The organism is Streptomyces akebiae, from assembly GCF_019599145.1.
GTDB lineage: Bacteria > Actinomycetota > Actinomycetes > Streptomycetales > Streptomycetaceae > Streptomyces > Streptomyces akebiae.
The window spans coordinates 9,593,791-9,620,504 of the sequence record NZ_CP080647.1 but is presented as its reverse complement, the minus strand read 5'-3'; the positions used below and the strand labels follow the sequence as shown (position 1 = coordinate 9,620,504).

Here is a 26,714-nt window from a genome sequence, read left to right as displayed (position 1 = left end):
CCCGTCGACATCTCGATCGGCGTCGGCTTCACCACAACCACCCGCGACACACGGACCGCCTCTCGAAGCGCGGCCGTGCACGGCTCAGCCGAACTCCGGGTGTGTGCCCTCCCCCTCGCTTCCCACGCGTTTTCCCACGTCCTCGAAAGGACCCTCCTTCATGACCAGCACCACAATCGAACGCACTTCCACACATCCTCGGCCTCCGGTCCGGGTCACCGGCGTCCTGGAGACCGCACAGGGCGGACAGGGCGGACACGGCCATCTGCGCGTCGAGGGCTGCCTGCCCACCCCCTCCGACCCCCAGGTCTCCGCCGCGCTGATCCGCCGGTACGGCCTGCGCAAGGGCGACACCGTCGAGGGTGTGTACGACGGTCGGCGTACCCTCACCGACGTCGAGCGGGTCAACGGCCGTACGCCTCAAGAGCTGCGCGGCCGCCCGCACTTCCACGACCTCACCCCGCTGCACCCGCGCGAGCGACTGCGCTTGGAACACCCGGCGAGCGGCCTGACGGGCCGTCTGGTCGACGTCGTCGCCCCCGTCGGCAAGGGACAGCGCGGGCTGATCGTGGCCCCGCCCAAGACCGGCAAGACCGTCCTGCTGCAGCAGGTGGCGGCCGCCATCGCCGCCAACCACCCCGAGGCCCGCCTGATGGTGGTCCTGCTCGACGAACGGCCCGAGGAGGTGACCGACATGCGGCGCTCCGTACGGGGGGAGGTGTACGCCTCGACGTTCGACCGGTCCCCCAAGCAGCACGTCGCGCTCGCCGAACTCGTCGTGGAGCGCGCCAAGCGGCTCGTGGAACAGGGCGAGGACGTCGTGATCCTCCTGGACTCCCTGACCCGGCTGTGCCGGGCCCACAACAACGCGGCCGCGGCCGGTGGCCGCACCCTCAGCGGCGGGGTCGACGCCGCCGCTCTGCAGGGCCCCAAGCGGCTGTTCGGCGCAGCCCGGCTGACCGAGGAGGCCGGCTCCCTCACCATCCTGGCCACCGCCCTCGTGGAGACCGGGTCCCGCGCCGACAACTTCTTCTTCGAGGAGCTCAAGGGCACCGGCAACATGGAACTCCGCCTGGACCGCGCCCTCGCCGACCGGCGGGTCTTCCCGGCCGTGGACATCACCCCCTCCGGCACCCGCCGCGAGGAACTCCTTTTGACAGCAGGCGAGTTGGCGGCCGTGCGCGGTCTGCGGCGGGCCCTGCGGTCGCGCGAGGGGCAGACGAACCTGGAGACACTGCTGGAACGCATGCGCGCCACGCCGGACAACGCGACCTTCCTGCGACAGGTGCGCCCCACGCTGCCGACGGCATGACATGCGGCATCCGGGTGCTCGATCCGTGCGCTCGGCCCGGGCATCCCGGACTACGGCACGCCCCTTCCTACGTTTGCGGTATGACCATCGGATTCCGCTCCCGCGCTTCCCGTGTTGCTCGCGCCCCCCGTGGCGCCCGCGCTGCCCGTGCGGCCCGCCTCGCCGTGTGCTGCGCCGCCGTCTGCGCGCTCGGGGCCCTGGCCGTCGCGACCGACCCGGAAGCCGTCGGCCCCCGGTCCGGGACGGGCACTCAGGACGCCAAGGCCGCGCAGGAGTCACCGTCCCTGTACGGGCAGGGGACACAGGTACGGCCCCGGGCCGGGGCGCCCGAGGTGCCGCAGGACGTGTCCGCGGTGTCGTGGCTGGTGGCCGACGCCGACAGCGGCGCGGTGCTCGCCGCGCACGACGCGCACCGCAGACTGCCGCCCGCGAGCACGCTGAAGACCCTGTTCGCGCTCACCGTGCTGCCGGGCCTCCCGGCGGGCCTGAGACACACCGTGAAGCGCGAGGAACTGTCGGGCATCGGCGCCGGAAGCAGCCTGGTCGGCGTCAAGGAGAACCGCACGTACACCGTCGCCGACCTGTGGCGCGGGGTCTTCCTCAGCTCGGGCAACGACGCCGTCCGCGTCCTGGCCCACCTCAACGGCGGCTGGAAGGCCACCGCCGAGCAGATGCGGGCCAAGGCCCGCGCCCTGGGCGCCCGGGACACCCACGTCGTCTCTCCCGACGGCTACGACGCGCCCGGTCAGGTGTCGTCCGCCTACGACCTGGCGGTGTTCGGGCGGGCCGGGCTGCGCAACGCGGAGTTCGCCGGGTACTGCGCCACGGCCAGTGCGAAGTTCCCCGCGGGCGGCTGGTCGTACGGCATCCAGAACACCAACCGACTGCTCACCGGCGCCGGCGTCGAGCGCTACCCGGGGCTGATCGGCGTCAAGAACGGCTACACCACCCACGCGGGCAACACGTTGATCGCGGCCGCGAAACGGGACGGGCGCACCCTCGTCGTGACGGTGATGCGTCCCGAGTCGGGGGGTGGCTTCGCCGTCTACGAGGAGGCGCGCTCCCTGCTGGACTGGGGGTTCGGTGCCGTCGGGCGCGTGGACGCCGTGGGCTCGCTCCTTCCTCCGCGCCCGGCGGCGGCACCTGAGGCCGGCCCCGCGTCGCCGCCCGAGGTCCGCGCGGGCAGTGCCGAGCCGGCCGTTCCCGGCTGGCCGGTGGCGGGCGCGATCACGGGCGCGGCAGGAGTGGGCGCGGCGGCCGTGGCCCTGGCGCTGCGGCTCAGGCACGGCCGGTTCACCCGGGGCTGACCGACCGGCAGCCACAGCAGCAGACCGAGCGTGATCCACACAAAGGTGTTGGCACCGACGAAGCCGTCGACGCCGGACGCGCCGTCGAACCACAGCCAGACGACGCTGCTGCACAGCACCCCGTACAGCGCCGCCGTGAGCGGCAGCAGCCGCCAGAGCCGCCTCGGGCGTGGTCCGCTCATGCCGTGCGCTCCAGGACCGGCGCCCGGAAGGCCTGTTCGGCCTGCCACAGCACCACCAACGCGAGCACTCCCCCGCACGCGGCGAGGACGATCTGCTCGGTGTCCGCCGGGTTCCCGCTCGGCAGGACGGCGAGCGCGAGCACCCCGCTGGCGGCCGTGGCCCGACGCTGCACGGAGACGTCCCGGGCGCCGGCGGCGATGAGGAACAGGCCCCACAGGGCGTACCAGGGGCGCACCGCCGGGCCCAGCGCGGCCACGGCGGCCAGGCTGAGGCCGAGCGCGTACACGGGGCCGGGCCGCAGCCGGAACCAGATGTGGCCGACGACGGCGAGGGCCAGCAGCAGTCCGGCGGCACGCCAGGCCGGGAGCGCGAGGGGGGCCAGGTCGCTGCCGAGGTCGTGCAGCAGGGTGCCGGTGGCGCGGCCGAGGACGGTGGTGGGCGCCCAGTTCCGCGGGGACACGGGTGTGCGCAGCGCGGCGATCCAGCCGTATCCCGTGCCGGCCAGGACGGTGGCGGCGGCCGTGGTGACGACGGCGACGGCCAGGGTCCCCGCCGCCGTCCGGACCCGTCCCGTACGGCCGCGCATCACCACCACCGCCACCAGCCCGAGCGCGGCGGGTGCCTTCACCAGCGCGGCGAGCGTGACCAGGACGACGCCGACGAGGTACCAGCGGCCCCGCGCGAGCACCAGCCCGACGCCCAGCAGACCCAGCATCATCGCGTCGTTGTGGGCCCCTGCCACCAGGTGCAGGAGGACGAGCGGGTTGAGCGCGCCGAGCCAGAGGGCGACCGCCGGGTCGGCTCCGCTGTACCGGGCGAGGCGGGGCAGCGCGACGGCCATCAGTGCCACGCCGAGGAGGGCGACCAGTCGCATCCCGATGAGCCCGGCCGGTGTCCGGCCCTCGGTCAGGGCGGACAGCGCGGAGGCCAGGGCGAGGAAGACCGGGCCGTACGGTGTCGCGGTGTGCCGCCACATCGGGGCCACCTCGTCGGCGAGCGGTCCGCCGAGCCGGGCAGGGCCGTGCAGGTGGACGTCCATGTGCGCTTCGACCATGGCGCCCTGGGCGAGGTAGCTGTAGACGTCCCGGCTGAACAACGGAGGCGCGAGCAGCAGCGGTGCCGCCCAGAGAGCCAGAACGGGCAGCAGGGCGTGGGGAGTCGGTGGTTCCGGGCCCCGTATCACCTTGCCCAGCAGCGCCCATGCGGCTGTCAGCAGGACGATGCCGGCGTAGACGCCGACGAGCCCCAGGGCGCCGCGCCCCGAGGTCGGCGAGAGCAGCTCCCGCACGGGCAGGGCTCCGGCGGTCTCACCTCCCAGGGCGAGAAAGGCGGATCCGGCCAGGCCGAGTGCCTGGCAGCGGCGCAGGTCGACGGGAAAGGCGATGGCCAACACTCGGTCAGGCTGTCAACGCCGGGTGGCGTGAAAGCGACGTCGCGCCCTCCGGGCGGGTACGAGGGCGTGACCATGAGCGAACCCGCCGCCCCGGGCGGGGCGGCGGGTTCGGAGCCGACGGTGGCGGGCCCGCACAAGGAGCGGATGCCCTGTATGGGGAGCGGGTCAGAAGATCGACAGCCCTGTCAGGGTCGTGAACCGGTCCAGGGCCGCCACTCCGGCCACCGAGTTGCCCCGCTCGTCCAGCCCCGGGCTCCACACACAGAGCGTGCAACGGCCGGGCACGACCGCGATGATGCCGCCGCCCACCCCGCTCTTGCCGGGCAGGCCCACGCGGTACGCGAAGTCACCGGCGGCGTCGTACGTCCCGCAGGTGAGCATCACCGCGTTGACCTGTTTCGCCTGGCTGCGGGTCAGCAGGCGGGTGCCGTCGGCGCGCAGGCCGTGCCGGGCCAGGAAGGCGGTGGCGAGGGCGAGGTCGGCGCAGGAGGCGGTGAGGGAGCACTGGCGGAAGTACTGGTCGAGGAGGACCGGTACGGGGTTGTCGATGTTGCCGTACGACGCCATGAAGTGGGCGAGGGCGGCGTTGCGGTCGCCGTGGGCGGACTCGGAGGCGGCGATCTGCGGGTCGAAGTCGAGGCCGGGGTTGCCGCTCTCCGTGCGGAGGAAGGACAGCAGCGTGCCCGCCGCGTCGCCGGTCCGGGTGTGCAGACGGTCGGTGACGACGAGGGCGCCCGCGTTGATGAACGGGTTGCGCGGGATGCCGTTCTCGTACTCCAGCTGGACCAGGGAGTTGAAGGGATTGCCGGAGGGCTCGCGGCCCACGTGTTCCCAGAGGGCGTCACCCTCGCGCGCCAGGTCGAGCGCGAGGGTGAAGACCTTGGTGATGGACTGCGTGGAGAACGGCTCGCGCCAGTCCCCCACGCCGTACACCGTGCCGTCCGGCTCCGCGACGGCCATGCCGAAGTGGCGCGGGTCGCGGGCCGCGAGCGCCGGGATGTAGTCGGCGGGCCGGCCGCGGCCCGGGGTCCGTTCGATCTCCTCGGCGATGCGTTCCAGGATCGCCCGGAAGTCGGGGGAATCCATCAGGCCGGCTGGGCGCCGCTGCCCGCGAGGACCTCGGGCCGCAGCAGTTCCCGGAGCCGTTCGGCGGGCAACAGGCCCTTCTCCTGGACGAGTTCGGCTACGCCCCGGCCGGTGGCCAGGGCCTCCTTGGCGATGTCGGTGGCGGCCGTGTAGCCGATGTACGGGTTGAGGGCGGTGACCAGGCCGATGGAGTTCTCCACGCTCGCCCGGAGCTGATCGGTGTTGGCGGTGATGCCGTCGACGCAGCGTTCGGCGAGGGTGAGGCAGGCGGCGCGCAGGTGGGTGAGGGACTCCGAGAGGGAGTGCAGGATGATCGGTTCGAAGGCGTTGAGCTGGAGCTGTCCGGCCTCGGCGGCCATGGTGATGGTGACGTCGTTGCCGATGACCTCGAAGGCGACCTGGTTGACGACCTCGGGGATCACCGGGTTGACCTTGCCGGGCATGATGGACGAACCGGCCTGCACCGGCGGCAGGTTGATCTCACCCAGGCCCGCGCGCGGCCCGGAGGACAGCAGCCGCAGGTCGTTGCAGCTCTTGGAGAGCTTGACGGCGATGCGCTTGAGGACGCCCGACATCTGCACGAACGCGCCGCAGTCCTGCGTGGCCTCGACCAGGTTCGCGGCCGTGACCAGCGGCAGCCCGGTGATCTCGGAGAGGTGGCGACGGGCCGACTCGGCGTACCCGGCCGGCGCGTTGAGGCCGGTGCCGATGGCGGTGGCGCCGAGGTTGATCTCGTGGATCAGCTCGACGGCCTCGGCAAGACGGTGGCGGTCCTCGTCGATCATGACGGCGTACGCGGAGAACTCCTGGCCGAGCGTCATGGGGACCGCGTCCTGGAGCTGGGTGCGGCCCATCTTGAGGACCTCGCGGAACTCGACGGCCTTGCGGGCGAAGGAGTCCTGGAGGACGGCCATCGCCCTGAGCAGTCCGTGGACCGCGAAGACCGTGGCGATCTTGACGGCGGTCGGGTAGACGTCGTTGGTGGACTGGCCGAGATTGACGTCCTCGTTGGGGTGCAGGTGCGCGTACCGGCCCTTTTCGTGGCCCAGCAGCTCCAGCGCGCGGTTGGCGATCACCTCGTTGGCGTTCATGTTGGTCGAGGTGCCGGCTCCGCCCTGGATCACGTCGACGACGAACTGGTCGTGCAGCTTGCCCTCGCGGATCTCCCGGCACGCCTCGATGATCGCGGCGGCCTTCTCCGGGGCGAGCAGGCCGAGTTCCTCGTTGGCACGGGCGGCGGCCTCCTTGACCGCGGCCAGGGCGTCGACCAGATGCGGGTAGGCGGAGATCGGGGTGCCCGTGATCGGGAAGTTCTCCGTGGCGCGCAGGGTGTGGACGCCCCAGTACGCGTCGGCGGGGACGTCACGGTCTCCGAGCAGATCGTGTTCGCTGCGGGTCGCTGCGGCGGTCATGGTGGTACGGGTCCTCTTCTTTGAGGCGGGTGCGGATGGCCGCCTTCGTCGGGCGCGGCCCTTGTGGGGTCGCGCCGTCGGAGGGCGGTTCGAAGGGAGACGAGATCGCGGGGGCCAGGGGTTCAGATCTCCGTCGGATCCATGGGCGGACCCGGAGGTCGAACGAGTGGGACGCGAGCGGCTTCAGCCGTCCGTGGTCTCCGCGAGCGGGTCGAGCGCCCTGGCCGGTCGGACGTGTCCGACGACGTGGCCGCCGCCGAGCAGCGGGGCGCCCGCGAACGCGGTGAGGGCGGCCGGATCGACGCCGGCGCGGGCCAGGGCCGCGGCGGTGACGGGGACCCGGGCCCGGTCGGCACCGTCGGAGATCTTCACGGCGACGGCCCGGCCGTCGGGCAGCGCGGCGACCTGGACGCCCTCGAAGCCGTCCTTGGTGAGCAGTCCGGGCACCGCCCGCATCAGTTCGGCGACGTCGCGTCCGGTGCCGGAGGCCATCTCGGCGTGGTCGCGCATGGCGTCCGCGACCGTGCGCTCGGGAGTGCCCTCGGCGGCGGTGGTGACCCGGGCGAGGGCGCGGGCCAGGCCGTGCAGGGAGACGGAGAACAGGGGGGCGCCGCAGCCGTCGACGGTCACCCGGGCGATGGCCTGCCCGGTGAGGTCCTCGACGATCTCGGCGATGGCCTGCTGCAAGGGGTGGGCCGGGTCGAGGTAGTCGTCCAGGGACCAGCCGTTGAGCTTGCAGGTGTAGAGCATGGCCGCGTGCTTGCCCGAGCAGTTCTGCGCGAGACGGGAGGGCTGCCTCCCCTCGCGTATCCACGCGTCCCGGACGGCCGGGTCGTACGGCATGTCGGTGACGTTGCGCAGATCGTCCTCGGCAGCGCCGGCCAGCTGCAGGATCCGCCGGGCTCCGGCGAGGTGGCGTTCCTCGCCGGAGTGGCTGGCAGCGGCCAGCGACAGCAGTTCGCCGTCCAGGGGGAGTCCGGCACGCAGCATCGCCACGGCCTGGACCGGCTTGAGCGCCGACCGGGGGTAGAACGCCGCCTCGATGTCGCCGAGTTGGAGTTCCACCTCCCCGTCGGCTCCCAGCACCACGACGGAGCCGTGGTGGATGCCCTCGATGACACCTCCGCGTACGAGGTGGGCGACGGGGGCGTGGAGCGGTTCCCGGATCGCGGGGGCCGCGGCCACCGGAGCCGCAGGGATCGCCGCGGCGCCGGTGGTCGTGGGGTCGTACGTCACTGCGTGGATCACTTCTTCACTCCGGCCGACTGCTGGGCGACCCGGCGACGTACGCCGAACCACCCCGCGATCAGCGCCAGCACGATGAGGGGCAGGCACAGCACGGTCGTGCGGCCCGCGCCGCCGTCCGCGTACATCAGGACGAGGACCGACGCCAGGAAGAACAGGGTCACCAGTTCGGTCCACGGGGAGCCCGGCAGCCGGTAGCTCGGCCGGGTCAGCTCGCCCTTCTCGGTCTTCTGCCAGAACACCAGGTGACAGATCATGATCATGCCCCAGGTGCAGATGATGCCGATCGCGGCGAAGTTGAGCACGATCTCGAACGCGTCGGCCGGGACCACGAAGTTCAGTCCGACGCCGAGCACGCAGATACCAGTGGTGAGCAGGATGCCGCCGTAGGGAACCTGGTTGCGGCTCATCACGCCGGTGAACTTCGGGGCGGAGCCCGCCATCGCCATGGAGCGCAGGATGCGGCCGGTGGAGTACAGGCCCGAGTTGAGCGAGGACATGGCCGCGGTCATCACGACCAGGTTCATGATGCCGCCGGCCGCCGGGACGCCGATGTTGGAGAGCACCGTGACGAAGGGGCTCTCGCCGGCCTTGTACGAGGACCAGGGCAGCAGCATCGCAAGGAGCAGGACGGAGCCGACGTAGAACAGACCGACGCGCCACATGATCGAGTTGATCGCCTTCGGCATGATCTTCTCGGGGTTCTCGGTCTCGCCCGCCGCGACGCCGACCAGCTCGACGGAGGCGTAGGCGAAGACGACACCCTGGATGATCAGCAGCATGGGCAGCAGACCGTTGGGAAAGATGCCGCCGTTGTCGGTGATCAGGGACGGGCCGGGGGTGTGGCCGTCGACGGGCTGCTGGGTGACCAGCAGGAAGATGCCGATCACCATGAAGGTGACGAGCGCGCCGACCTTGATGATCGCGAACCAGAACTCCAGTTCGCCGAACATCTTCACCGAGATCAGGTTCACGGCGAGGACGACCCCGAGCGCGATGAGCGCGATGACCCACTGGGGGATGTCGGAGAACATGCCCCAGTAGTGGGTGTAGAGGGCGACCGCGGTGATGTCGGCGATACCGGTGGTGGCCCAGTTCAGGAAGTACATCCAGCCGGCCGTGTACGCGCCCTTCTCGCCGAGGAACTCCCGGGCGTAGGACACGAAGGCGCCCGACGAGGGCCGGTACAGCACCAGTTCGCCGAGTGCGCGGACGACGAGGAAGGCGAAGACTCCGCAGACCGCGTAGGCGATGAAGAGGGACGGGCCCGCGTCGACGAGACGTCCGCCGGCGCCGAGGAACAGGCCGGTGCCGATCGCTCCGCCGATGGCGATCATGTTGACGTGTCGGGACTTCAGGGACTTGCTGTAGCCGGCGTCTCCGGCGTCGACGTGAGCCGGCGACTGCCCGGCCCGTACGTCGTCCTTCTCGAGGGACTGCTCGCTCACGCCTCGGGTCCGCCTTCCGTGGAACTCTCCGTGCGCGGGGAACGCACGATGTCGGTGAGGGTGGTCTCGACGCGGTCGAGGTGGTGGGACATCGCCTCCACCGCGTCGTGTTCGGAACCGTCGATCAGCGCCTCGACGATGGCCCGGTGCTCACGGTTGGACTGCTCGCGCCGGCCGCCCAGCTCGTTGAGGAAGGCCGACTGGCGGGCCAGCGCGTCCCGGATCTCCTCGATCACCCGGCGGAACACCGGGTTCTGGGCGGCTTCGGCCACGGCCAGGTGGAAGAGGGTGTCCATCGCGACCCAGGCGGTCGTGTCGGTCTCCCGCTCCATCCGGTCCAGCAGGTGGGCCAGGTGGTCCAGGTTCTCCGGGGTACGGCGGACCGCCGCGTACCCGGCGACCGGGATCTCCACGTGGCGGCGCACCTCCAGCAGGTCGCTGGCCGCGTAGTCGCCGAAGGTGGGGTCCTCGACGGCGTTCGCGATCACGAAGGTGCCCTTGCCGGTGCGGGACTGGGTCAGGCCCATCACCTGGAGGGCGCGCAGCGCCTCGCGCAGGACCGGACGGCTCACTTCGAGCTGTCGGCAGAGCTCCGCCTCCGAGGGGAGCTTGTCCCCGATGGCGTACTTGCCGCGCTCGATGGCGTCGCGGAGGTGGGTGAGCACCGCTTCCATGGCGCTGACGCGCCGGGGTGCCGAGCCACCTGTCTGGCTGTCTGACAGGTTCACGGGGGTGATCCTGCGGGTGACCGGAGGGGGCTGTCAAGGGGGCCCGTATTCGATCTTCCAGGTCACGAGCGGTGGTGGATCAGCCGTGTGCCGTGTGACGGCCTCGTGGGGGTGGGCCTCGTCAGCCGAGGCCACCGGCAGCGAGCAACCCGAACAGCAGGACGCCCACCACGATCCGGTACGACACGAACACCTGGAAGGAGTGCCTGGTCACGAACTTCAGCAGCCAGGCGACCGAAGCGTACGCGACCGCGAACGACACGGTGGTGCCGGCGATCAGCGGGGCCGCGCCCACCCCCGAGCCGAGGGCGTCCTTCAGCTCGTAGAGCCCGGCGCCGGTGAGGGCCGGAATGCCGAGGAAGAAGGAGAGCCGGGTGGCGGCGACCCGGTCGAGGTCGAGCAGCAGCGCGGTCGACATGGTGGCGCCGGAGCGGGAGAAACCGGGGAACAGCAAAGCGAGGATCTGCGAACCGCCGACGAGCATCGCGTCCCGGAACCGGGTGTCCTCCTCCGCTCGCCTGCGCCGGCCCACCTGTTCGGCGACCCACATCACGCCGCTGCCGACGATCAGGGAGCCGGCCACCACCCACAGGGAGGCGAGCGGCCCCTCGATCAGCGACCGGGCAGCCAGCCCCACGACGACGATCGGGATCGTCGCGGCGATCACCCACCACGCGAACCGGTAGTCGCGGTCCTGCCGCTCCCCCGCGTCGAACAGCCCCCGGAACCAGGCGGATCCGATGCGCGCGATGTCGTGACGGAAGTACACGAGCACCGCGGCGATCGCGCCGACCTGGATGACCGCCGAGAACCCGACGACCGCCTTGTCGTCCACCTGGATCCCCATCAGCCCTTCGGTGATCTTCAGATGGCCGGTGGAGGACACCGGGAGGAACTCCGTCACCCCCTCGACCGCTCCGAGGACGACTGCCTGACCGACGCTGATGGTGCTCATGGGGTCCAGTTCTGCTCTGCTGGGGCACGACGAATTCCTGCGGGCACGACGGGCGAGGCCGGGCCGACGTACCCGGGGCGCGACGCGGGGTCGCGCCGGTGGAGGCAGTCGTACAACGGCCGGGTAAGCGCCCGCACTCACGCCCAGAGGGCCTGCGCCGCCGCCATCCCGACAAGAGCCGCGCCGAGCCCGGCCACCACACTCCCGACGACATTGGCGACGGCGTGGAAGCGTGCGCCGTCCTGGGCTAGGCGCAGGGTCTCGTACGAGAAGGTCGAGTATGTGGTGAGCGCCCCGCACAGTCCGGTGCCGAGCAGAAGTTGCAGGTGGGAGGTGGCGGCACCCGTGGTCACGGCGCCGGTGAGGACGCCGAGGACCAGGGAACCGGCGACGTTCACGGTGAACGTGCCCCACGGGAAGACCGTGTCGTGACGGGACTGCACGGCGCGGTCGGTGAGGTAACGCAGAGGCGCGCCGACCATTCCGCCGACGATGACGAGCGCCCAGTTCACGACGGCTTCTTACCTTTCCTCACGTGGTTCGGTGGACCCGGTCCGGCCGACGACCTCGCAGGCGTCGAGCGTCACCAGCCCCTCGACGACCAGTTCGTCCAATTGCGGCAGGAACGCCCGGACGCGGTCCTCCGTGTCCACCACGATCACCGCGACCGGCAGGTCCTCACTGAGCGAGAGCAACCGCGCCGTGTGAACGACCGAGGAGACGCCGAAGCCCTCGATGCCCCGGAAGACGCTGGCGCCCGCGAGGCCGGCGGCGTGTGCCCGGTGCACGATCTCGCTGTAGAGCGGCTTGTGGTGCCAGGTGTCGTGCTCGCCGATCAGGACGGTGAGGCGGACGGCGGGACCGGTGAGCCGTGCCCGTTCGGTACGTGTCAACGTCTCCTCCATGCGAGAAGCAGGCGTGCTGTCGTCGCCGCGAGCCAGACCGCGATGAGGGCGACGAGGAGCGTGGCGGCGAGGTAGGCGAGGGCGGTGCGGGGGTGGCCCTCGTCGACCAGGCGCTGGATGTCGATGGCGTAGGCCGAGAAGGAGGTGAAGCCACCCAGTACGCCGGTGCCGAAGAAGGGCCGTACCAGGCGGTGGGCGGCCCAGACGTCCGTGATCACGACCATGAAGAGGCCGATCACGAAGCAGCCGGCGACATTCACCCCGAACATGCTCCAGGGGAAGCCGCCGGGCTGCGCCGGCCATATGAGCGACGCGCCGTAGCGGGCCGCCGCACCGATGCCGCCGCCGATCGCCACGACCGCGACCACGGATGCCTGGTCGTGCCAGGGGGCGGCCCGGGGAGGTCCGGCGACGGGGGCCCCGGTCGGTCGCAGGGGTCGAGCCCCGTCGGGGTGCGGAACTGTCATGTCGGCGCGTCTCCTACTCGGCGGTGCCCGGTCGAAGGCCGGACATACTCCGTCGCAAGCAGGGACCGTTGGCGGCGGATTGCCGCGGTTCGGGTACGGCGGGCCCCACCGCCGCGCCGCGAGGGGATCGCGGCCGGTCAACAGCGTAACGCCACCGCGGTCCGCCCCGCACGCGCCCGGTACCCCGTCATGGCCACCACACGTTCAGTCCGCCTTCCCCGGCAGCGCGCACACCGCGACCCCCCGCTCGACCAGGCTGCCCAGGATCAGCTGCCCCTCGGCGACACAGGCACTCGTCACCATGCGGAACCGGGAACGGCTGTCGACCAGGGTGTGGACGACGTGCCCCTCGTCGTCGACCGCGACGACCCCGGCGAACCCCAGGGGCCGGAACGGCGCCCGTACCGCCACCCGGCTCGCGGCGCTCCGCACGGCCGGGCTCGCGCGGTGCAGGCGGTCGAGGGCGCCGATGCGCGGGCCGGCCAACGCCACCCACAGCAACCCGCCCTCCTGGTCGCGCCACATGTTGTCGGGCATGCCCGGCAGGTCCTCGACGAAGGGCTCGCTCGTGCCGGCCCCGGCCCCCGTGAGGCGGACACGGGTCAGCCGGCGGGCGCCCGTCTCCGCGAGCACGAGGAACGACTCGTCGGCGCAGAGCGCGAGGCCGTTGGCGAACTGGAGCCCCTCCAGGACGACTTCGGGTGTGCCCGCGCCCGGCGCGAGGCGCAGCAGCCGTCCGGTACCGGTGTGTTCGACGATGTCGCCGATCCACTGATGGAGGGGGTACCGGCGGCTGGAGACCGTGAAGTACACCGTCCCGTCGGAGAGGGCCACGGCGTTGCTGCAGAACCGCAGCCGCTCACCGCGCACCTCGTCGGCGAGCACCCGGACCGTGCCGTCGCCGGTCGTGACGCGCAGCAGCCCCCGCTCGGCGTCACACACCAACAGGTCGCCGTCTGGGAGGAGTTCGAGGCCGAGAGGCCTGCCACCGGTCTCGGCGAGCGTCTCGACCCGGGCCCGCCCCGGCTCCGCGAGCCCGTCCACCCGCAGGACCCGGCCGTCCTCGACACCGGTCAGCACCCGTCCGCGCTCGTCGGCGACGACGTCCTCGGGCCCTCGCCCGCCGATCCCGACGTACGCCAGGGGCACCAGTGCGCCGTGTGGGTCCGTCCTGTCCGCCGCGTCCGTCATGTCCGCCTCCCGGAGGTCCGCCCGATCGCCTGCACCGGTCCATCCTGGCAGCGGGCCGGGCCGCCCCACATGTCCTCGGGTTAAGTTGGCCGTCACCGACCAGGGAGACCGCCGTGCCCGCCCGCGCCCGCCTGCTGTACGTCACCGACCTCGCCTATCCGGCCCGGGGGCGGCGCTACGGCGACGAGGACATCGTCCTCACCTCCCGGCTGCGCGCGGAGTTCGACATCGCCCTGTGCCACCCGCTGGACGCGGCGGCGCTGATGGACCGCTTCGACGCGGTCGTGGTGCGCAACAGCGGGCCCGTCCTGCACCACCAGGAGGCGTACGAGGCCTTCCGCGAGCGGGCGACGGCTCTCGGGACCCGCGTCTACAACCCGCTGACGGGCCGCGCCGACATGGTCGGCAAGCAGTACCTGCTGGACCTCACCGGCGCCGGGTACCCGGTCATCCCCACCGTCGACCGGCCCGAGGACCTGCGGCGGCTGCCGGAGTCCGGCTCGTACGCGGTGAAGCCCAGGGCCGGCGCGGACTCCCTCGGCCTGCGCTTCTCGACCGGCCCCGAGCTGGCCGGTCTGACCTGGGGCGACGTCCTCGTCCAGCCACGCGTCGACTTCCGCTACGAGGTGTCCTTCTACTACGTCGACGACACCTTCCAGTACGCCCTGTACGCACCCGACCCCGACCGCCGCTGGGTCCTGGAACCCTACGAGGCCTCCGGGGCCGACCTCGCCTTCGCCCGGCGCTTCATCGACTGGAACACCCTCGACCACGGCATCCAGCGCGTGGACGCCTGCCGCACCCGGTCCGGCGACCTGCTCCTGGTCGAGCTGGAGGACCTCAACCCGTACCTCTCGCTGGACCGTGTCCCGGAGCGGGTCAGGGACGCCTTCGTCACCGCCATGACGCGATCACTGCACGACTTCCTGGGCGCCGCCGGCGGCTGAACGGCGCAAGGGGCCGCACGCCGAGACGTGCGACCCCGCGAAACCGTCACCTACACGCACTCACCGATGGCTGAACCACGCCATCGCCGGCAGCGCCCTGTCGTCGTACCCGAACAGCGCCTGGTTCTCCCACCCGTTGCCGGACGCCGCGTCCGTCGGGTCCCAGCCGTTGCCCGCGACGGCGGTCCACGTCGACTCCCAGTAGAAGATCCCGAGGCCGCGGCCGTTCGGGACGGCTTCGACGATGCTCGCGATGTCCTTCATCCACCGCGTCTGACCGGCGGTCGTGGCCGGGTAACCGGACACCAGCTCGCTCGACAGGTCGATGATGTTCTCGTGCGCGTCCTCGCTGTCCAGCCGGAACGGGTAGGCCGTCTCGGCGACGAACACCGGCTTGGCGTAGCGGGACGCCGCGTCGTCCAACGTGGTCTGGAAGTCCGCGAGCGTGCCGTGCCAGTAGCCGTAGTACGACAGGCCGATGACATCGAACTTCACCCCGTTGGAGACCGCGCTGTCGAACCACCAGCGGGTGCCGGACAGGTCACCGCCCTTGGCGAGGTGCAGCGCCACCTGGGTGGAGGAGTTGACCGCCTTGACCGCGTCGTAGCCGGAGTTGAGCAGTCCGGCGAGCTGCGACCAGTTGGACGTGGAGCCGGCCGACCACAGCATGCCGCCGTTGATCTCGTTGCCCACCTGGACCATGTCGGCGGTGGTGCCCTGGGACTTGAGGGCGTTCAGGACGTCGTAGGTGTGGTTGTAGACGTCCGTCCTCAGCTGGCTGTAGGAGTGACCGGTCCACGGGGACGGCACGGTCTGCGCGCCCGGGTCGGCCCAGGTGTCCGAGTAGTGGAAGTCGACCAGCAGCTTCATGCCCTGCGCCTTGATGCGCTTGGCGGCGGCGAGCACGCGCGTCTTGTTGTTGTAGCCGTCGGCGGGGTTGACCCAGACCTTGACGCGGGCGTAGTTCTGTCCGGCGCCCTTGAGGATGGCGAGCGCGTCGCCCGTGGTGCCGGAGCTGTTCTTGTAGACGCCGCCCTTGGCCTCGCTCTTGATGAGCGACGACACGTCGGAGCCCTTGATGGACAGGCCCGTCGTACCGGACGCGAAGGTCAGGTCGTCGACGTTGATCCAGTTCCCGGCGCCCGCGTCGGAGTTGATGCTGATGGTGCACTGGTTGTTGGTCACCGCGATCGAGGTGACGATCCGGATCCAACCGCTGGAGGAGACCGGGATGTCGGTGCGCTGCTCGGTGCTGCCGCAGTTCTTCAGCGCGATGTACGCGCTGTTCTGGCCGCCGCCGGAGCGCACCCACGCGGTGAGCTTGTAGTTCCCGTTGGTCAGGCCGGACAGGTACTGGTACGTCTCCACCTTGTACGCGGAGGACGACCAGTGAGTCAGACGGTAACTGCCGCCGTGGCCACCGGACTCGGTGAACGAGGCGGCGTTCTGCCCGCCGGCCGAGTACGTCGACCAGCCGGCCGGCGTCGCGGTCCCGGTCCCGTCGGACTCGAAGCCTCCGTTGGTGAGCGTGGAGGCCGCGTGCGCCGAGGTGGCGGGCACGGTGGTGAGCGCCAGACCGGCGAACAGCGGTATGAGCAGGGCCCTGAGGGCGCGTCTCGCGTGGAACATCGTCGTCCCTTCGACGAAGGTGGGGAGCCTGGTGGTGCGGTGCTGTGGCGGCGCCGCGCCCGACGGCCGTGGGCGCGGCGCCGCCGGGACCGACCGGATGTCCCCAGAGATCCGGTCGGCGTCGGGGGTGACCCGGGGCCGGGAAGCGGCCCCGGGCGGGGAGCGGCGGCGGTCACTCGTACGGCTCGGTGACCGGTCGCCGCCCACAGCTGATGATCAGGCGTCGAGACGTACGACCCTGACCGCGCCGGCGGGTACGACGAGTCGGCCCGCCGCGCGTTCGCCGGTGAGGAGTTCGGTGCCGGCCGTGTCCAGCGGCACCTTCGCGTCGAGCGCGGTGTGGTTGATCGCGAAGAGGAAGTCGCCCGACTCCCCCGCCCGGCGCACCACTTCGACGTCGCGGGGCAGGTCGGCCCGGGGTGCGATACCCGCGTCGTCGGCGGCCCAGCCGAGGAGCGCGTCGAGGCCGTGCGCGTCGAGGCGGGTCGACACGTACCAGGCGGAGCCCTCGCCGAGCCGGTGCCGGGTGACGGCGGGCCGGTCGGCGGCGAGACCGTCGGCGTAGGTCCACACGGGCTCGGCACCGCGCGTCACCACGAACTCGGTCCACACGTCGCCGGTGAGTTCCGAGCCGTCGGGGCCGGTGATGCGGACGCTCTCCCCGCCGAGCAGCGGCGAGAACTCCTCGACGGTCAGGCCGAGCACGTCCCGCAGGGCGCCGGGGTACGGGCCCTCGTGGACGGCGTCGTGCTCGTCGACGATTCCCGAGAAGTAGGAGACGACGAGGGTGCCGCCGTTCTCGACGTACGCCTTGAGGTTGTGCCCCGCGGCTTCGGTCATCAGGTACAGCGCGGGAACGACGACAAGGGGATAGGCCGACAAGTCGGCTTCCGGGTGGGCGAAGTCGACCGTGTGGTGGCGGTCGTAGAGGGCCTCGTAGAAGGCGTCGGCGCGTTCGCGGGCCTCGTGGTCCTCGCTGGGGCGCCAGGCGAGGTTCTGCGCCCACCAGGAGTGCCAGTCCCACAGGACGGCCACGTCGGCGACGGTCCGGCTGCCGCGGATCTGGCTCAGCGAGTCGAGGGAGGCGCCCAGTTCGACGACCTCGCGCCACACACGCGACTCAGTGCCGGCCTGCGGCAGCATCGCCGAGTGGAACTTCTCGGCGCCGCGCCGGGACTGCCGCCACTGGAAGAACATGGCGCCGTCGGAGCCGCGTGCCACATGGGCGAGGGAGTTGCGGGCCATCTGGCCGGGGGCCTTGGCGGGGTTGCGGGCCTGCCAGTTGACGCCCGAGGTGGAGTGCTCCAGGAGCAGCCACGGGGCGCCGCCGCCGACCGAGCGGGTGAGGTCGGCGGCCATCGCGAGGTTGACGTGGGTGCGACGGCCGTCGGTGATCAGGTAGTGGTCGTTGGTGACGAGATCGACCTCGCGGCCCCAGGCCCAGTAGTCCATGGAGTCGCACTGGCTGAGCGCGGCCATGAAGTTGGTGGTCACCGGGATGCCGGGCGCGAGCCGGTGCAGGATGTCCCGCTCGGCGACGAAGTTCTCGCGGATCGTCTCGTCGGCGAACCGCTTGTAGTCGAGGGCCTGCCCGGGATTGCCCACCGTGGGGGTCACGCGTGGCGGGTTGATCTGCGCGAAGTCGGTGTAGTGCTGGCCCCAGAAGGCGGTGCCCCAGGCCTCGTTGACCGCCGCGACATCGCCGTACGTCCGCTCCAGCCAGCGGCGGAAGTGCGTGGCGCAGGAGTCGCAGTAACAGGCGGAGACGGGGACGCCGTACTCGTTGTGGACGTGCCACAGGGCGAGCGCCGGGTGGTCGGCGTAGCGTTCGGCGAGCCTGGTGGTGATGTTCGCGGCGGCGGCCCGGTAGTCGGCGTTGCTGTGGCAGATGGCGCCGCGCGAGCCGAACTCGTACCGGGTGCCGTCGGCGGTCACGGGCAGCGCCTCGGGGTGCTCACGGTAGAACCAGACCGGCGGGGCGACCGTGGGGGTGCCGAGGTCGACGCGGATGCCGTTCTCGTGGAGCAGGTCGAGCAGACGGTCGAGCCACGCGAAGTCGTAGGTGCCCCGTGAGGTCTCCAGCAGGGCCCAGGAGAAGATGCCGACGCTCACCATCGTGACGCCGGCCTCGCGCATCAGCCGGACGTCCTCGTGCCAGACGGTTTCCGGCCACTGCTCGGGGTTGTAGTCCCCACCGAAGGCGAGCCTGGTCAGGCCCGTGGGGGTGGTCTCCGGCATGGATCTCTCCCGTTTTGTCGATCATCTGGGAACGTGCACACACAGCGGCGGCGGTGCGAGCCCAACATAACCGCACAGCAACAACCATTGACAAGTGTCCGGGATGTTTCTCTACTGTGAACGCTCACAGACGCACTGCCTGTGAACGCTCACAGCGCATGGCATGGTCTTCGCAGCAGGCGAGGACCCAGGTCAGGGGAGAACGATCCATGCCCAACATCACGAAGCACCGGCGCTTTGTGGCCACTGCCGTCGCCGTCACGCTCGGCGCCACCACACTCGCCGCCTGCGGCGGGTCCGACGACGACAGCGGGGACCGGTCGGGGCCGGCGAAGCTGACGTACTGGACCTGGACGCCGGGCATGGACAAGGTCGTGGACCTGTGGAACAAGGGCCCCGGCAAGGAGCAGCAGATCACCGTCACGGTGAAGAAGCAGGCCTCCGGCGACACTCTGGTCACCAAGATCCTCACCGCGCACAAGGCGGGCAAGGGCCCGGACCTGGTGCAGGCCGAGTACCAGGCACTGCCGACACTGGTCAGCAATGACGCGGTCGCCGACATCGCGAGCGAGGCGGGCGACGCGAAGAGCAAGTTCGCCACCGGTGTCTGGCAGCAGACCACGCTGGGCTCCGACGCCGTCTACGCGATACCCCAGGACATCGGACCGATGATGTTCTACTACCGCGAGGACCTCTTCGAGAAGTACGGCCTCACCGTCCCGAAGACCTGGGACGAGTTCGCCGAGACCGCGCGCAAGCTGAAGAAGGAGGACGCGGACGTCGACCTGACGACGTTCTCCGCGAGCGACTCCGGTCTCTTCGCCGGTCTCGCCCAGCAGGCGGGCGCCAAGTGGTGGACCACCGAGGGCCAGAAGTGGAAGGTCGCCATCGACGACCCGGCCACGCAGCGCGTCGCCGACTTCTGGGGCGGCCTGGTGAAGGAGGGCGCCATCGACAACCAGCCGATGTACACCCCGGCCTGGAACAAGGCGCTCAACACCGGCAAGCAGATCGCCTGGGTCAGCGCCGTGTGGGCGCCGGGCACGCTGACCACGGCCGCGCCCGAGACCGAGGGCAAGTGGAAGGTGGCGCCGCTGCCGCAGTGGTCGGCCTCCGAGAACACCACCGGCAGCTGGGGCGGCTCCTCCACCGCCGTCACCACGGACTCCGAGAACAAGGGCGCCGCCGCGAAGTTCGCCGCCTGGTTGAACACGGACCCCGAGGCGCTGACCGCGCTGGCGAAGGAGGGCGGCATCTACCCCGCGGCCACGACCGCGCAGACCAGTGACGCGTTCGCCGAGCCGCCCGCCTACTTCGCCAACCAGGCCGACTTCTACACCGTGGCCTCCGAGATCGCGAAGACGACCGCGCCCTCCGCGTGGGGCCCGAACGTGAACGTCGCGTACACCACCTTCAAGGACGCGTTCGGCGCCGCCGCGAAGAACAAGTCGGACTTCGGTGCCGCCCTGAAGACGATGCAGGACGACACCGTCGCCGACATGAAGAAGCAGGGCTTCGAGGTCGCCGAGTGACGACGGCACGCCGGAGGTCGTACGGGGTCAAGGGGGCCCCGTACGCCTTCCTTCTTCCCGCGACGATCCTGTTCGCTCTCTTCTTCGCGCTCCCGATCGGTTACGCGGTCTGGCTCAGCCTGCACAAGGTGCAGGTCAAGGGCCTCGGCCTCGGCTCCGGCGCGCGCAGCGAGGTATGGGCGGGCTTCGAGAACTACGCCGACGCGCTGACCGACTCCGAACTGCTCGACGGCGCCCTGCGTGTCCTCGGCTACGGCGCGATCGTGGTCCCGGTCATGCTCGGTCTGGCCCTGGTCTTCGCCCTGATGCTGGACAGCGACAAGGTGCGCCTCGCCCCCTTCACCCGGCTGGCGATCTTCCTGCCGTACGCGATCCCGGGCGTCGTGGCGGCCCTGCTCTGGGGCTTCCTCTACCTCCCGGACGTCAGCCCCTTCTACTTCGTGCTGGAGACGCTGGGCCTGCCGCAGCCGGATCTGCTGGACGGCGGCGGCCTGTACGCGGCGCTGTCGAACATCGCGGTGTGGGGCGGCACCGGCTTCAACATGATCGTCATCTACACCTCGCTGCAGGCGATCCCCGTCGAGGTGTACGAGGCCGCCGAGCTGGATGGCGCGACACCGCTGCAGATCGCGCTGCGGATCAAGATCCCGATGGTGGCGCCATCGCTGGTGCTGACCTTCTTCTTCTCGATCATCGCCACACTCCAGGTGTTCAGCGAGCCCACCACCCTCAAGCCCCTCACCAACTCGGTCTCCACGACATGGAGCCCGCTGATGAAGGTGCACCGGGACGCCTTCGGCGAGGGCGACATCTACTCGGCGGCGGCCGGCGCGGTGATCATCGCCGTGGCCACCCTGGTCCTCTCCTTCGGGTTCCTGAGGGCCGCGAACTCCCGTCAGAAGCAGGAGGCAGCACGATGAGTTCTCTTGCCGTACGCAAGGCGGCCCCGGCGGCGGGGGCGACCCCGGGAACCGCCCAGGGCCCGCCGCTGCGCCGCCGGATCGCGCTCGTCCCGACGCTCACCCTGCTGCTCGGCGCGATCTACTGCCTCCTCCCCGTCGCCTGGGTGCTGATCGCGGCCACCAAGTCGGGCAGCGAGCTGTTCTCCACCTTCACCTTCCTGCCGGGCACCGGCTTCGCGGACAACCTGTCCGACCTCAACGCCTACCGCGACGGCATCTACTGGCAGTGGATGGGCAACTCCGCCCTGTACGCGGGCCTCGGCGCCCTCCTCTCGACGGCCGTCTCCGCGATCAGCGGCTACGCGCTGGCGATCTACCGCTTCCGGGGCCGCGAGGCGGTCTTCAACGTGCTGATGGCGGGCGTGCTGATGCCGCCGGTGATCCTGGCGATCCCGCAGTACCTGCTGATGGCCAAGGCCGACCTGGCGGACAGCCACTGGTCCGTGCTGCTGCCGCTGGTCCTCTCCCCGTACGGCGTGTACCTGGCCCGGATCTACGCCGCCGCCGCCGTTCCCGGCGACGTGGTGGAGGCCGGGCGGATGGACGGTGCGAGCGAGTGGCGGATCTTCACCCGGATCGCGCTGCCGATGATGGTGCCGGGGCTGGTGACGGTCTTCCTGTTCCAGTTCGTGGCGGTCTGGAACAACTTCCTGCTGCCGTACATCATGCTCAGCGACGACGAGAAGTTCCCGATCACCCTGGGCCTGTTCACTCTCCTCGAACAGGGCGCGAACACGCCGGCGCTCTACACCCTGGTGATCACGGGAGCCCTGCTCGCGGTGGTCCCGCTGATCGCGCTCTTCCTGGTCATCCAGCGGTTCTGGAGCCTCGATCTGCTCTCCGGAGCCGTAAAGTCATGACCATGAGCAACACGGGGGGCAGGCGCAAACCGCCGACCATTCACGACGTGGCGCGCGAGGCGGGAGTCTCCCGGGGGACCGTCTCACGCGTGCTCAACGGCGGTCACTACGTCAGCCCGACGGCAGCCGAAGCGGTCAACGCCGCGATCCGCAAGACGGGTTACGTCGTGAACCGGCACGCCCGCTCGCTGATCACGGGCCGTTCCGACTCGATCGGCTTCCTGCTCACGGAACCGCAGGAGAAACTCTTCGAGGACCCCAACTTCAATGTCCTCCTGCGGTGTTGCACCCAGGCGCTGGCCGCGCACGACATCCCGCTGCTGCTGATGGTGGCCGGTACGGAGGACGAGCGGCGCCGGATAACGCGGTACATCACGGCGGGCCACGTCGACGGTGTGCTGGTGGTCTCCAGCCACTCCGCGGACCCGGTCGCCCAGGAGCTGCGCGAGGCGGGCATCCCCCTCGTCCAGTGCGGCAAGCCCATGGCTCCCGGCTCCAAGGTGAGTTACGTGGCCGCCGACGACCGCGACGGCGCCCGTGACATGGTGCGTCATCTGCTGTCGCTGGGCCGCCGCCGGATCGGGGTCGTGACCGGTCCGCTGGACTCGCCCGGCGGTGTCGACCGCCTCGCCGGCTACAAGGAGGTGCTCACCGAGGCGGGTGTCGAGATCGACGAGCGCCTCATCGCCTCCGGCGACTACAGCCGGGCGAGCGGCGAGGCGGGCACCGACCTGCTGCTGGAGCGGGCCCCCGACATGGACGCCGTGTTCGTGGCCTCCGACCTGATGGCGCAGGGCGCCCTCGCGGCGCTGCGCCGGGCGGGCCGCCGGGTCCCCGAGGACGTGTCCGTGGGCGGCTTCGACGACTCGGCCGCGGCCACGGAGTCCGTCCCCGCCCTGACCACCATCCGCCAGCCCTACGACCGGATCAGCAACGAGATGGTGCGGGTCCTGCTGGCGCAGATCGGCGGCGAGGCCCCGGCCGCCGTGATCCTGCCGACGGAACTGGTGCGGCGGGAGTCGACGTGATGCCGCGCGGGCCGAGGCACGGGAGCCTCGGGCCGCGCCACCGTCCGCCCTGGCGCACAGGTCCGCGCGGCGCGCGGCAAGAAGCCGGGGCCGCCGTCATCACTCGAACGGTCGTCCGAAGATCGCGTGGTCACCGGGGTCGGTACGCCGACTCGGGGGTACTCGACGGGCACCGGCCCCGGATCCGGTTGGACACTGGAGTGCGGCCGGGGTGTGCCGACGGACGAGACCAGGACACGACTGCCATGAACAGCGACAGCAATCACCGGGACGCGGAGAACGTCGTCTCCAGCCATTCCGTCTTCGGCGCGCCCTGCTGGGTGAGCCTCACCAGCCGGGATCTGCCGGCCACGGAGGACTTCTACGCCGCCGTGCTGGGCTGGCAGTGGCGTACCGCCAAGCTCGGCGACCACTTCCGGATCGCGCTGGCCGACGGTGTGCCGGTCGCCGGGATCGCCGGGGTGGCCTCCCTGTGGCAGATGGCGGTCGCCTGGACCCCGTACTTCGCCGTGTCGGACGCCGACGCGGCGGCCTCCCGGGCCAGGGAGCGCGGTGGGACGGTCGCGGTGGGCCCCCTCTCCTTCCCGCCCGGCCGCGCCGCCCTGCTGGCGGACCGGCACGGTGCCTCCTTCGGGATCTGGGAGGGCGCGCTCTTCACGGATTGGGAGACCTGGCGCAAGGCCGCCCCGGCCTTCATCCGGCTGCACACCCGGGACGCCTTCGACGCGGCGATCTTCTACGGCGAGGTCCTGGAGTGGGCCACCGAGAAGCCCGGCTGCTGCGAGGTGCGCTACGAGGCGAACGAGGTCGTGCTGCGCAGCGAGGGCGAGGTGGTGGCCCGGATCAGCTCCGGCGCGCTGGAGGCCGCTCCCGATCCCACGATCCGCCCGCACTGGCAGGTGCACTTCTCCGTCTCCGACGTGGCGGACCGGGTCGAGGCCGCCCAGCACCACGGCGGCACGATCCTCACCCAGGACGCGCACGAGGCGGTGCTGCGCGACCCCGACGGCGCCCAGTTCACGATCACGTCGCGCGGCGCGCGCTGAGCGCTCCGTCCATGGCTCAGCCGGTCCGGGAGGGCCGGGAGGGCCGGGACAGCAGCATCAGCCCCCGGGCCTCGACGGTGATCTCGGAGCCCGCCTTGTGCTCGGACTCGTCCGGGACTCCGTCGGGCCCCGCGGTGGTGTCGACGCGGGTCGTCCAGCGCTCGCCGTAGACGGTGCCGGGCAGCCGGAAGACCCTGGGTTCCCAGTGGCTGTTCAGCAGGAGCAGGAAGGAGTCGTCGACGACGCGGCCGCCGCGATGGTCGCGTTCGGCGATGGCGTCGCCGTTGAGGAACACGGCCACGGCGTACGCGTCGGAGCGGTCCCAGTCGGCGTCGGTCATCTCGCGGGCGTCCGGCCGCAGCCACACCAGGTCGGGCAGTGGCTGGTCCGCGCGGGTCGGTGTGTCGCCGTGGAAGAAGCGGCGGCGGCGCAGCACCGGGTGGGCGGCGCGCAGGGCGATGAGGTCGCGGGTGAAGGCGAGCAGCGCGCGACGTTCGTCGTCGAGTCGCCAGTCGAGCCACGAGACCTCGTTGTCCTGGCAGTAGGCGTTGTTGTTGCCCCGCTGGGTGCGGCCGGACTCGTCGCCGTGGCAGATCATCGGGATGCCCTGGGACAGCAGCAGTGTGGCCAGCAGATTGCGCTGCTGCCGGGCACGGAGGGCGAGAACCCGCGGGTCCTTGGTGGGTCCCTCCGCTCCGCAGTTCCAGGAGCGGTTGACGCTCTCGCCGTCCCGGTTGCCCTCGCCGTTGGCCTCGTTGTGCTTGTCGTTGTAGGAGACCAGGTCGCGCAGGGTGAAACCGTCGTGCGCGGTGACGAAGTTGACGCTCGCGCGCGGGCTGCGCCGGCTGTGCTCGTAGAGGTCGGCGGAGCCGGTCAGCCGGGACGCGAACTCGCCGAGCATATGGGGACGGCCCCGCCAGAAGTCCCGTACGGCGTCGCGGTACCTGCCGTTCCACTCGGACCACAGGGGCGGGAAGTTGCCGACCTGGTAACCGCCCTCGCCGACGTCCCAGGGTTCGGCGATGAGCTTGACCCTGCTGATCACGGGGTCCTGCTGGATCAGGTCGAAGAACGCCGAGAGGCGGTCCACCTCGTGGAACTGCCGGGCCAGGGTGGCGGCCAGGTCGAAGCGGAAGCCGTCGACGTGCATCTCGGTGACCCAGTACCGCAGCGAGTCCATGATCAGTTGCAGGACGTACGGGTGCCGCATCAGAAGGCTGTTCCCCGTGCCGGTGGTGTCGTAGTAGTGGGCCCAGTCGCCGTCCACCAGGCGGTAGTAGGAGCTGTTGTCGATGCCGCGGAAGGAGAGGGTGGGCCCCTGCTCGTTGCCCTCGGCGGTGTGGTTGTAGACCACGTCGAGGATCACTTCGAGGCCGGCCGCGTGCAGGGCCTTGACCATCGACTTGAACTCGGTGACCTGCTGGCCTCGCGTGCCGTGGGCGGCGTAGTCGTTGTGGGGCGCGAAGTAGCCGATGGTGTTGTAGCCCCAGTAGTTGGTGAGGCCCCGGTCCTGGAGGACTCCGTCCTGGACGAACTGGTGGACCGGCATCAGCTCGATCGCGGTCACGCCCAGCGAGGTGAGGTGCTCGACGACGGCGGGGTGGGCCAGACCGGCGTAGGTGCCGCGCAGCTCGGGGGGCACGTCGGGGTGGGTGCGGGTGAGGCCGCGGACGTGGGCCTCGTAGACGACGGTGTCGGCGTACGACCGGCGCGGCGGGCGGTCGTCCCCCCAGTCGAAGAACGGGTCGGTGACGACGCCGAGCATGGTGTGCCCGACGGTGTCGGCGCCGGGTTCGCGGAGGGAGGGGTGGTTGTCCACCTGTCCGTCGACGGCCGTGGTGTACGGGTCGAGCAGCAGCTTCGCCGGATCGCAGCGGTGGCCGGCGGCGGGGTCCCAGGGGCCGTGCACCCGGTAGCCGTAGCGCTGCCCCGGGCCGACGCCGGGGAGTCTGCCGTGCCAGACGAAGCCGTCGACCTCGGTGAGCGGGACGGCGCGATGGCGGCCCGCGTCGTCGACGAGGACCAGGTCGACGCGGTCGGCGACCTCGCTGAAGAGCGCGAAGTTGGTGCCGGTGCCGTCGTAGGAGGCACCCAGCGGGTAGGGGTGCCCGCTCCACACGGGCACCCCTCTGCGGTCGGGCCGCACGGTCACCGCGCGTCTTCGCGGGTGTCCGACGCCTCGCCACCGGGCGAACCGGCGAGGGCCGCGACGGGCATCTCGCGGGGCACCTGGAGCACCTCGCGCAGGGCCGGCTCGGGCGCCGTCGGCACCAGGGGCACGCTCTGGTCGACGGGGGCCCGCTGGGTGAACCAGATGACCGTGCTGCCGGTGTCCGTGGAACAGCAGCCCCAGCCGTCACTGAGCGCGGCGATACGGGTCAGACAGGGACGCAACTCCCGGTCCGGGCGCAGCTCTCGGTCGTTCTCGGCCACCGCCGAGATGAGGTGCTGACCGTTCCACCACATCTCGATCGACGTGTTCTTGTCCGTCGCGTGCTCCTCGATGGCGTGCAGGAGCAGTTCGGCGCTGTGGCAGACGGGCTGGACGAGGGTCTCCAGGTCCCAGAACCGGAGGTGAGCGGCCAGGATGCGGCTGACCTGTTCGACCCGTTCCGGACTGACTTCCACGTCGAGGTGGTAGTAGCGAGGCACTGCGGTCTTCATCGTCGTTGGCTCCTCACCGGCGAAGCTCCCCGCCTCGTGTGCACGAAGCGTGAGCACCGATCACTTCTGAGTCAGCTCCAGAGTGGGAGGGCTACGCCATTCGTGCAACACGAGCGACGCATGAGGTGGTTGAAGAGCCAACAAGACGCCGGGTGGTTGCCCGTGCACCATGAGTG

General features: G+C 71.0%; 23 protein-coding genes. 8 read left to right on the top strand and 15 right to left on the bottom strand.

Going from position 1 to position 26,714, the window contains the following annotated elements; genetic code table 11:
- Positions 1-160: 160 nt before the first annotated feature.
- A complete protein-coding gene (gene rho / locus K1J60_RS41645) occupies positions 161-1,312 on the top strand; it encodes a transcription termination factor Rho (RefSeq protein WP_220650748.1) in 1,152 nt (383 codons plus the stop codon).
- An 80-nt stretch (positions 1,313-1,392) separates the two neighbouring features.
- A complete protein-coding gene (locus K1J60_RS41640; RefSeq protein WP_220650747.1) occupies positions 1,393-2,619 on the top strand; it encodes a D-alanyl-D-alanine carboxypeptidase family protein in 1,227 nt (408 codons plus the stop codon).
- Positions 2,620-2,797: 178 nt separating this feature from the next.
- Here K1J60_RS41640 and mptB read toward each other — a convergent pair whose 3' ends face one another.
- The 11 genes from mptB to K1J60_RS41585 all read right to left on the bottom strand — a co-directional run bounded on the left by mptB (position 2,798) and on the right by K1J60_RS41585 (position 13,632).
- The gene (gene mptB, locus K1J60_RS41635; protein ID WP_220651944.1) at positions 2,798-4,186 is read right to left on the bottom strand and encodes a polyprenol phosphomannose-dependent alpha 1,6 mannosyltransferase MptB; all 1,389 of its coding nucleotides are present in this window, start codon (positions 4,184-4,186) and stop codon (positions 2,798-2,800) included.
- Positions 4,187-4,360: 174 nt separating this feature from the next.
- Positions 4,361-5,281: a glutaminase gene (locus K1J60_RS41630; protein WP_220650746.1), complete on the bottom strand. Its 921-nt coding sequence runs from the start codon at positions 5,279-5,281 to the stop codon at positions 4,361-4,363.
- Positions 5,281-6,693, bottom strand: a complete 1,413-nt coding sequence (gene aspA / locus K1J60_RS41625) for an aspartate ammonia-lyase (protein ID WP_220650745.1) — start codon at positions 6,691-6,693, stop codon at positions 5,281-5,283. The genes K1J60_RS41630 and aspA overlap by 1 nt, the downstream gene beginning before the upstream one ends.
- Positions 6,694-6,876: 183 nt before the next feature.
- On the bottom strand, positions 6,877-7,929 hold the full coding sequence (locus K1J60_RS41620) for an asparaginase (RefSeq protein ID WP_220651943.1): 1,053 nt from the start codon (positions 7,927-7,929) through the stop codon (positions 6,877-6,879).
- Positions 7,930-7,937: 8 nt separating this feature from the next.
- Positions 7,938-9,386, bottom strand: coding sequence for an amino acid permease (locus tag K1J60_RS41615; protein WP_220650744.1), 1,449 nt, complete (start codon positions 9,384-9,386; stop codon positions 7,938-7,940).
- Positions 9,383-10,114, bottom strand: a complete 732-nt coding sequence (locus K1J60_RS41610) for a FadR/GntR family transcriptional regulator (protein ID WP_078937039.1) — start codon at positions 10,112-10,114, stop codon at positions 9,383-9,385. Before K1J60_RS41610 ends, K1J60_RS41615 begins: the two co-directional genes overlap by 4 nt.
- 121 nt (positions 10,115-10,235) lie before the next feature.
- Positions 10,236-11,069, bottom strand: coding sequence for an undecaprenyl-diphosphate phosphatase (locus K1J60_RS41605; RefSeq protein WP_220650743.1), 834 nt, complete (start codon positions 11,067-11,069; stop codon positions 10,236-10,238).
- A gap of 137 nt (positions 11,070-11,206) precedes the next feature.
- Positions 11,207-11,581 carry a fluoride efflux transporter CrcB gene (crcB, locus tag K1J60_RS41600; RefSeq protein WP_220650742.1) on the bottom strand — a complete coding sequence of 125 codons (375 nt, stop codon included), beginning with the start codon at positions 11,579-11,581 and terminating at the stop codon, positions 11,207-11,209.
- Between the two features lie 9 nt (positions 11,582-11,590).
- Positions 11,591-11,962 (bottom strand): DUF190 domain-containing protein, encoded by a 372-nt coding sequence (locus K1J60_RS41595; protein ID WP_259408147.1) that lies wholly within the window; start codon positions 11,960-11,962, stop codon positions 11,591-11,593.
- Positions 11,959-12,441 carry a fluoride efflux transporter CrcB gene (gene crcB, locus K1J60_RS41590; protein ID WP_220650740.1) on the bottom strand — a complete coding sequence of 161 codons (483 nt, stop codon included), beginning with the start codon at positions 12,439-12,441 and terminating at the stop codon, positions 11,959-11,961. The genes K1J60_RS41595 and crcB (K1J60_RS41590) overlap by 4 nt, the downstream gene beginning before the upstream one ends.
- A 204-nt stretch (positions 12,442-12,645) precedes the next feature.
- Positions 12,646-13,632 (bottom strand): SMP-30/gluconolactonase/LRE family protein, encoded by a 987-nt coding sequence (locus K1J60_RS41585; RefSeq protein ID WP_220650739.1) that lies wholly within the window; start codon positions 13,630-13,632, stop codon positions 12,646-12,648.
- Positions 13,633-13,745: 113 nt separating this feature from the next.
- On the opposite strand from K1J60_RS41585, the gene K1J60_RS41580 reads away from it, so the two are divergent.
- A complete protein-coding gene (locus tag K1J60_RS41580; protein WP_220650738.1) occupies positions 13,746-14,579 on the top strand; it encodes an ATP-grasp domain-containing protein in 834 nt (277 codons plus the stop codon).
- A gap of 60 nt (positions 14,580-14,639) precedes the next feature.
- Here K1J60_RS41580 and K1J60_RS41575 read toward each other — a convergent pair whose 3' ends face one another.
- Complete coding sequence (locus tag K1J60_RS41575) at positions 14,640-16,208, bottom strand: glycoside hydrolase family 53 protein (protein WP_220650737.1); 1,569 nt, start codon at positions 16,206-16,208, stop codon at positions 14,640-14,642.
- 216 nt (positions 16,209-16,424) lie between these two features.
- Positions 16,425-18,446, bottom strand: a complete 2,022-nt coding sequence (locus K1J60_RS41570) for a beta-galactosidase (protein WP_220650736.1) — start codon at positions 18,444-18,446, stop codon at positions 16,425-16,427.
- Positions 18,447-18,655: 209 nt separating this feature from the next.
- Between K1J60_RS41570 and K1J60_RS41565 the strand changes: the two genes are divergently transcribed.
- The 5 genes from K1J60_RS41565 (at position 18,656) to K1J60_RS41545 (ending at position 23,874) form a co-directional block, all read left to right on the top strand.
- Positions 18,656-19,978 (top strand): extracellular solute-binding protein, encoded by a 1,323-nt coding sequence (locus K1J60_RS41565; RefSeq protein WP_220650735.1) that lies wholly within the window; start codon positions 18,656-18,658, stop codon positions 19,976-19,978.
- Positions 19,975-20,898, top strand: a complete 924-nt coding sequence (locus K1J60_RS41560; protein ID WP_220650734.1) for a carbohydrate ABC transporter permease — start codon at positions 19,975-19,977, stop codon at positions 20,896-20,898. Before K1J60_RS41565 ends, K1J60_RS41560 begins: the two co-directional genes overlap by 4 nt.
- Entirely contained in the window at positions 20,895-21,800 is a 906-nt protein-coding gene (locus K1J60_RS41555; RefSeq protein ID WP_220650733.1) for a carbohydrate ABC transporter permease, read from the top strand. The genes K1J60_RS41560 and K1J60_RS41555 overlap by 4 nt, the downstream gene beginning before the upstream one ends.
- Complete coding sequence (locus K1J60_RS41550; RefSeq protein WP_033526359.1) at positions 21,797-22,828, top strand: LacI family DNA-binding transcriptional regulator; 1,032 nt, start codon at positions 21,797-21,799, stop codon at positions 22,826-22,828. Before K1J60_RS41555 ends, K1J60_RS41550 begins: the two co-directional genes overlap by 4 nt.
- Positions 22,829-23,073: 245 nt before the next feature.
- Positions 23,074-23,874, top strand: a complete 801-nt coding sequence (locus K1J60_RS41545) for a VOC family protein (protein WP_220650732.1) — start codon at positions 23,074-23,076, stop codon at positions 23,872-23,874.
- Between the two features lie 16 nt (positions 23,875-23,890).
- Here K1J60_RS41545 and glgX read toward each other — a convergent pair whose 3' ends face one another.
- Both glgX and K1J60_RS41535 read right to left on the bottom strand, forming a co-directional pair.
- Positions 23,891-26,026, bottom strand: coding sequence for a glycogen debranching protein GlgX (gene glgX, locus K1J60_RS41540; RefSeq protein ID WP_259408146.1), 2,136 nt, complete (start codon positions 26,024-26,026; stop codon positions 23,891-23,893).
- On the bottom strand, positions 26,023-26,538 hold the full coding sequence (locus tag K1J60_RS41535; RefSeq protein ID WP_220650731.1) for a pep a2: 516 nt from the start codon (positions 26,536-26,538) through the stop codon (positions 26,023-26,025). The genes glgX and K1J60_RS41535 overlap by 4 nt, the downstream gene beginning before the upstream one ends.
- Between the last annotated feature and the right edge of the window lie 176 nt (positions 26,539-26,714).